6 protein-coding genes are annotated in these 6,781 nt (G+C 53.3%); 5 read left to right on the top strand and 1 reads right to left on the bottom strand.

Features of this window, described 5'->3' with window-relative positions; translation table 11 throughout:
- Positions 1 to 30: 30 nt before the first annotated feature.
- The 5 genes from ACYUBO_RS11785 (at position 31) to cgi121 (ending at position 5,441) form a co-directional block, all read left to right on the top strand.
- A complete protein-coding gene (locus ACYUBO_RS11785; protein WP_460374769.1) occupies positions 31 to 987 on the top strand; it encodes a tyrosine--tRNA ligase in 957 nt (318 codons plus the stop codon).
- A 5-nt stretch (positions 988 to 992) separates the two neighbouring features.
- A complete protein-coding gene (locus tag ACYUBO_RS11790) occupies positions 993 to 1,799 on the top strand; it encodes a serine protein kinase RIO (RefSeq protein ID WP_460374771.1) in 807 nt (268 codons plus the stop codon).
- 25 nt (positions 1,800 to 1,824) lie between these two features.
- Positions 1,825 to 2,367, top strand: coding sequence for a 16S rRNA 3'-interacting factor aDim2p (locus ACYUBO_RS11795; RefSeq protein WP_300332124.1), 543 nt, complete (start codon positions 1,825 to 1,827; stop codon positions 2,365 to 2,367).
- Positions 2,368 to 2,486: 119 nt separating this feature from the next.
- Entirely contained in the window at positions 2,487 to 4,832 is a 2,346-nt protein-coding gene (locus ACYUBO_RS11800; RefSeq protein WP_460374773.1) for an ATP-dependent DNA helicase, read from the top strand.
- A gap of 36 nt (positions 4,833 to 4,868) precedes the next feature.
- A complete protein-coding gene (cgi121, locus tag ACYUBO_RS11805; protein ID WP_300331295.1) occupies positions 4,869 to 5,441 on the top strand; it encodes a KEOPS complex subunit Cgi121 in 573 nt (190 codons plus the stop codon).
- Positions 5,442 to 5,497: 56 nt separating this feature from the next.
- Here the strand turns inward: cgi121 and ACYUBO_RS11810 are convergent, their stop codons facing one another.
- Positions 5,498 to 5,989: a MogA/MoaB family molybdenum cofactor biosynthesis protein gene (locus tag ACYUBO_RS11810; protein WP_460374775.1), complete on the bottom strand. Its 492-nt coding sequence runs from the start codon at positions 5,987 to 5,989 to the stop codon at positions 5,498 to 5,500.
- Positions 5,990 to 6,781 lie beyond the last annotated feature (792 nt).

The raw sequence follows: 6,781 nt of genomic DNA on the forward strand, positions 1-6,781 counted from the left end.
TTAAACACCTCAGAGTGTCAATAGTATGCTATGGATCCATATGATCTCGTGGCACGGAATACCGTTGAAATCGTCACGGAAGAGGAGCTTCGGAGCACCCTTGCAGAACCAGTGAAGCGGGTCTATGCCGGATACGAACCATCAGGGGAGATCCATCTCGGCCATCTCGTCACCATCAATAAGCTGATCGATATGAAAGAGGCGGGATTCCATGTGATCGTCCTTTTGGCAGACCTCCATGCCTTCCTGAACCGGAAAGGAACGCTTGAAGAGGTGAGAGAGCTTGCCGAGTATAACCGGTCATGTATCGAGGCGGTCGGACTGAAAGGTGCTGAATTTGTTATCGGAACCGATCTCCAGCTGAACCCGGAATACCAGCTCAATGTGCTTGAACTCTCCCAGCAGGTGACCCTGAACAGGGCAACGCGGAGTATGGATGAGGTCGGGCGGACCATGGAGAACCCGACAGTCTCACAGATGGTCTACCCGATCATGCAGATGGTCGATATTGCCGCACTGGATGTCGATGCCGCAGTCGGGGGGATCGACCAGCGGAAGATCCATATGCTCGCCCGGGAACATCTCGGTGCCATCGGCAGGAAACCCCCGGTATGTGTCCATACCCCGATCGTGCAGGGGCTTGACGGGAAGAAGATGTCCTCGTCTGCCGGAAATGTCGTCTCTGTTGCAGATTCCGAGGATGAGATCAGGAAGAAGATCAGGAAGGCCTTCTGCCCCCCTGAGACCGCAGAAAACCCGATCATCGAGATCTTCTGCCACCATATCTTCCCCCGCCTCGGAAATGTGGAGATAAAACGGCCCGAGAAATATGGCGGAGACCGTGAATTTGACACATTTGCTTCACTTGAGGCGGCATATGCGGCCGGGGAGATCCACGCGATGGATCTGAAGAATGCCTGTGCAGAGGGGCTCGTCGAGGTGCTCGCACCGGCATATGAGTTCATCATGAGCTGTAAGCGGGGATAGAGACGATGGGAAGACGGGGAGAGGAGACAAAGAAGACTGATGACCGGATCGAGATGCTCGATCGGAAGCTCTCGGAACTTGGGATCCGGATTCGGGATGATGATCAGCGGAAGGTCCTTGATGAGGTCTTTGATGATGTCACCCTCCTTGCTCTCTACAAATTCGCAAACAAAAAGGTGATCACCGCCATCGGCGGATCCATATCAACAGGAAAAGAAGCGAATGTCTTCGCTGCAGGGCGGGGAGAGGGAGAAGACTGCGTCATCAAGATATACCGGATCAGGACCGGGAACTTCAATGCGATGAGCGATTATATCCTGGGTGACCCCCGCTTTTCGAATATCAGGAAGACAAAGAAGAATATCATCTTTGCCTGGACAAAGAAGGAGTATTCAAACCTCAACCGGGCGCAGGAAGCAGGCCTTCCTGTTCCGGAGCCGATCGCCTTTGACCGGAATATCCTGATCATGGGGCTCCTCGGTGAAGACGGGGTTCCCTATCCCCAGCTCAGGCTTGATCCCCCTGACGATCCAAAGGCAGCATACAGAGAGTGCCTCGATCTCATCACCCGGCTCTACCAGAAGGCACGGCTTGTCCACGGGGATCTCTCAGAGTACAATATCCTAAGCGGCGGCGGCCGGCTCTGGCTCATCGATATGGGCCAGGCAGTGACACCGGACCATCCATCCGCCCACCGTTTCCTCTTTCGGGATATCCAGAACATCAACAGGTATTTTGGGAACCGATGCACCATACTCGATGAACACGAGATCCTCAGGGGGATCGTCGGTGAAGATTTCTTCACACCATAAAAACTAACCATAAAGAGAATCAGCCATGACAATGCAGGAACTGAAAGTGGCATCCGATCGGATCGGTGTCATTATTGGAAAAGGCGGAGCAACCCGCAAAGCCATCGAAGAGAAGGCCGAAGTTGCGATCACAATCGACAGCACAGAAGGACTGGTCACCATCGAGGGAGAAGACGCAGTCGGCGTACTCCGGGCAACAGAAGTGGTCCGGGCTCTTGGAAGGGGATTCTCTCCGGAGCGGGCATTCCACCTCTTTGATGATGAGGATATCCTCCTTGATATCATCGATCTCTCGAATGTCGCCGATACACCCCAGAAGATGAACCGGATCAGGGGACGGATCATCGGCCGTGACGGTAAGGCACGCGGCCAGATAGAGAATATGACCCAGACTTCCATCTCAATCTATGGAAAGACAGTTGGTATTATCGGGCTCCCGGAGCCGGTTCAGACTGCCCGGAAGGGTATCGAGATGCTCGTTGAGGGATCCGATCATGCGAATGTCTTTGCATTCCTTGAACGGAGGAAGAAAGAGGCGAAAGAGGATCTGATCAGTTACTATTACTGACGATTGTACGAATCGGTGTTACCGGCACCTGTTTGGGTGCCCGGCAATACTGGATGCATTGCAGAAACGAATGATTATTTCGGGATAGTATTGCGAATGGAGCCTTCAGGGGAAAGTGTTTGGGATTTCCGCAATGCCCTGATAAAGATTTCGAAGTGATCGGTGTGCGAAAAGAGGTTTCCAATGGAAATAAAGGGGTTCGCGAGGTTGCTTTTGATTCGCTCCCGATCCCACCCGCTCTGAAAGAGCAGTACTACGCAACCGGAATCCGATCCCTCTACCCGCCACAGCAAGCCTGCGTTGAGGAGGGGCTCTTTCTTGGAAAAAACCTTATTATAAGCATTCCTACCGCAAGCGGAAAGACTCTTGTTGCCGAGATGGCGATGCACCACCAGATTGCATCAGGTGGAAAATGCCTCTATGTCGTCCCGCTGAAGGCCCTTGCCAGCGAGAAGTTCGAGGACTTCTCGGGGAAGGGGGTGAGAGTCGGGATCGCAACCGGCGACTTTGACAGGAAAGATGAGCTCCTTGGGCGATCTGATATCATCGTTGCCACCTCCGAGAAGGTGGACTCGCTCCTCAGGAATAAGACAGGATGGGTAAGCCGGATCACCCTCCTCGTCATCGACGAGATGCACCTGATCGGGGATGAGGGGCGGGGGGCAACCCTTGAGATGGTGATCACCACGATGCGGAACAGAAATCCCGATCTCCAGGTGATCGGACTCTCCGCAACAATAGGGAACCCTGAAGAGCTGGCGGGCTGGCTCTCGGCCGGGCTCATCCAGTCAGACTGGCGGCCGGTTGATCTCAGGGAGGGCGTCTACTTCAAGGGGCAGATACACTTTGATGGAAGCGAGAGGAATGTTCCTTCTCTGAAGAAGGATGCGGATACAAACCTCTGCCTCGATACAATCCAGGAGGGGGGCCAGGCCCTCGTCTTCGTCTCGTCACGGAGGAATGCAGAGGGTGCTGCCAAGCGGATCGCATCTGCCCTCCGGCTCGAGGAGCCCGTCTTAAACGATATTGCCGATCAGATCCTTGGAACCGACGACACCGGGGTTGCACAGGCACTGGCACTCTGTATCAGGAACGGGGCCGCCTTCCACCATGCCGGCCTCTCACGGGATGCAAGAAGGCTGGTGGAAGAAGGGTTTCGGAAAGGTGCGATCCGGGTGATCGCCTCCACCCCGACCCTTGCTGCCGGGCTGAACCTCCCTGCCCGGCGTGTCATCATCAACAGCCTCCACCGGTTCGTCCCGGGAGAGGGGCAGGTCGCAATACCTGTCCGCGAGTACCGCCAGATGGCAGGGCGTGCAGGGAGGCCGGGGCTTGATCCCTATGGCGAGGCGGTCTTAATCGGAAAGAGCGAGCCTGCCGTCAAAGAGCTCTTCGATGAGTTCATCACCGCACCTGCCGAAGAGATCGATTCGCAGTGTGCAAAGAAATCAACACTCCTCTCCCGGATCCTGGCACTGGTCGCAAGCAGGGAGGCAACAGACAATGATGCGATCCTCTCCTTCTTCAAGGGCAGTTTCTATGCGGTACGGCATAGAAACCTGAACTATCTCACCAGAATATGCAGCCGTGTCACAACGGAACTTGAGGAGATGGGGATGGTTGTTGATCTGGGGAACCGGATCGAGGCAACGGAGTTTGGGGAACTCACCTCAAAGCTCTACCTTGATCCCAGATCCTCGGTGATGATCCAGGCTGCATTCCATGAACAGGATACGGTCACTGCATTTGGGATTCTTCATCTCCTCTCAGCCACCCCTGATATGTTCCGGCTCTTCCTGAAATCAGCCGATCATGAGATAATCGAGCGGGTGCTTGAAGAGCAGGGAGACGAGATCCTCATTGGCGAAGGTGAGCACTCCTTCCCCTGGCTCGGGTATGAGGAGTTTTTCCAGGCGATAAAAACCGCTCTTGTCCTTTTGGACTGGACAAATGAGGTCCCCATCGAGATGATCGCCGAGCGGTATTCTATCGGCCCCGGAGATATCCACGGCCTCGTTGACGGGATAGGGTGGCTCGTCCACGGTGCCCGTGAGATCTCCAGGCGGGAGATGCCCGCTCTCAAAAAGGATGTCGCTGATCTCGAGATCAGGATCCGGCACGGTGTCAAAGAGGAGCTTCTTCCCTTAATCAAGCTCCGGGGGATTGGCCGTGTGCGTGCACGCTCACTCTTCAACAGCGGGTATACCACCCCGGCGGAGGTTGCTGATGCGGGTGCTCCGAAGATTGCACGGATCATCGGTCAGAAGACCGCAGAATCAATCATCGATCAGATCCAAAAAGGAACCGGAAAAAAAAGCAGAGATGACGGCGATTTATCCCGGGAAGAAGGTTTTGGGAGAGAGAAGGGGAGAGGAAGGAGAAGAAAGGATGCAGAAGAGAGGGGAGGAAGCGATGATGAAAGGAAGAGCGGACAACAGACGATACTCGATTACTGGGAGAGCTGAGTGGTCATGAAAGAGAAGGGGATCAGAGGGGATCATATGACGCAGGATAAGATGCAGGGAGATGAAGCAGGAGCCACAGTGCAGGGGCCTGCGCAGAACCCGGATCAGGAATATGAGGTGAGGATGGCCCGGATGGAGATTGCATCGGTTCCCGGCCATCTTGCAGAACTGAGGAGAGCAGCTGATCAGGCCGATGTCCGGATCATCTGCATGAACGCGGAGATGATGGCCGGAAAAAGACACGCAGAAGAGGCGATCCGGCAGGCTCTCCGTGCCGAAATAGAGGGTTCAATGACCGCACGGAGCCTTGAGATGGAGGTGCTCCTCTATGCATCAGGCCAGCGGCAGACGAGTATTGCGATGGGGTTTGGGCTTCATGAAGGCGCGATGCTCGCCTGGATCGGGATGGTGCCCCCCTCTGAGGAGGCATGGAGAATGATCGGGGATCTGATCACGCCATGCCGGGATGAGAGTGAGATCCCGGCAGGCCGGATCCCGGCCCTCCAGAAGCTCTATTCAATCACTGATGAAGAGATTGGAACGGTCGGAAGAGAGCGGATCGCCGATCTGGTGATCGAGAGAACCGCTCTTCTGAACATCCTGAAGTAATTTTTTTGAATTTTTATATTCCGGGTATAGCCGGAGAGACGGGCTATCCGGGGATATCACCTGGGTCCGGCATGTGAGATGATATGCCGGATCTGGGGAATGATGATCTCTTCAACTGCAAGCCGGACCGCCTTTGTGGATCCCGGGATGCAGAAGACCGCCCTTCCCTGGATCACTCCTGCTGTTGCCCGTGAGAGAATGACTGCGGTTCCAACTTCAGCGATACTCTTCTGCCGGAAGATCTCGCCAAATCCATCCATCACCTTCTCAAATTGTGGAGCGACAGCTTCGATCGTCCGGTCATCGGGTGTAAGGCCGGTGCCTCCGGTGAAGACAATGCAGTTTGCCTTCAGGAGTGCCTCATCAAGTGCCGCTCTGATCGCCTCGTCCTGATCCGGGACGATCCGGTAGAAGGATACCGGTATTCCGGCTCCTGAAAAGAGGTCGGTTGCGGTTTTGCCGGATGTATCATCTGCCTCTTTCCTGGTGGTCGATACGGTGATCACTGCTCCGGTGATGGTGATCGCTTTCTCATGATGACTGCTCATAGGAGAGAATGGATCGTGGGTTGTTATCTGATCTTCGATATGAAGGACTGATACCAGCATTGGGGGGGGGAGGGAGGAGGGAGGAGGGAGGGTTGATACATCTCATAGAGAGTTCCATCTTATTACCCCGAAAACCGCCCTGGATCTCGTATCTATCCATGGTGGAAACGGGGTTCCGGGTGGAGCTCCAGTGGAAACCAAGGGGTTCATTATCTGAGGGAATTGATCTCCAATTGTCAGACATACCCGGAAAAAAACCCAATTAATAAACTTTCTAGGGGAAATAATCCATATTCGGGGTTATTTTTTTCGATGAGCCAAAGTGAAGATAAAGAAGGGGAAATTCGATGGAGATGATTGCCAATTGGAGGGTAGGTTAGGGGTACCCCTTTGTTTCCACTGGAGATAATAACGGGAGAGGGGGGGAGAGGATGGACAGAGTGGAAGAGAGGGATCATTATGGGTGTTATGAAAAGTGCTGGATTTAATTTAGTTGAATATTTATAAATAAAATAAAATTGTATAGTTGAATACAATTTCAGTATGTTTATATAGTATCAATGTCTAATATGAAAATGGCTTCTTCTGTTATTTGTTTTTATATCAATTTTCTTCTGAGCGGTTATTTTCCTTTTTTTTGGAAAAAAAGGACATAAAAACCCCAGTTTACCTATCTGCCTATGATCTTACTTCTCATCCCCTCTTTTCCCCCCAAAAAAACTCCACTCGAAATGATAGGGAGGGGGTTAGAAAATCCCGCTTACCATCCGCTTATCACTCCGGATTTCATCC

The sequence above is a fragment of the Methanocalculus sp. MC3 genome (assembly GCF_054767395.1).

Coding starts and splice junctions, on each gene's coding strand:
- ACYUBO_RS11785 (WP_460374769.1), top strand. CDS start 31: ATGGATCCATATGATCTCGTGGCACGGAATACCGTTGAAATCGTCACG.
- ACYUBO_RS11790 (WP_460374771.1), top strand. CDS start 993: ATGGGAAGACGGGGAGAGGAGACAAAGAAGACTGATGACCGGATCGAG.
- ACYUBO_RS11795 (WP_300332124.1), top strand. CDS start 1,825: ATGACAATGCAGGAACTGAAAGTGGCATCCGATCGGATCGGTGTCATT.
- cgi121 (WP_300331295.1), top strand. CDS start 4,869: ATGACGCAGGATAAGATGCAGGGAGATGAAGCAGGAGCCACAGTGCAG.
- ACYUBO_RS11810 (WP_460374775.1), bottom strand. CDS start 5,989: ATGAGCAGTCATCATGAGAAAGCGATCACCATCACCGGAGCAGTGATC.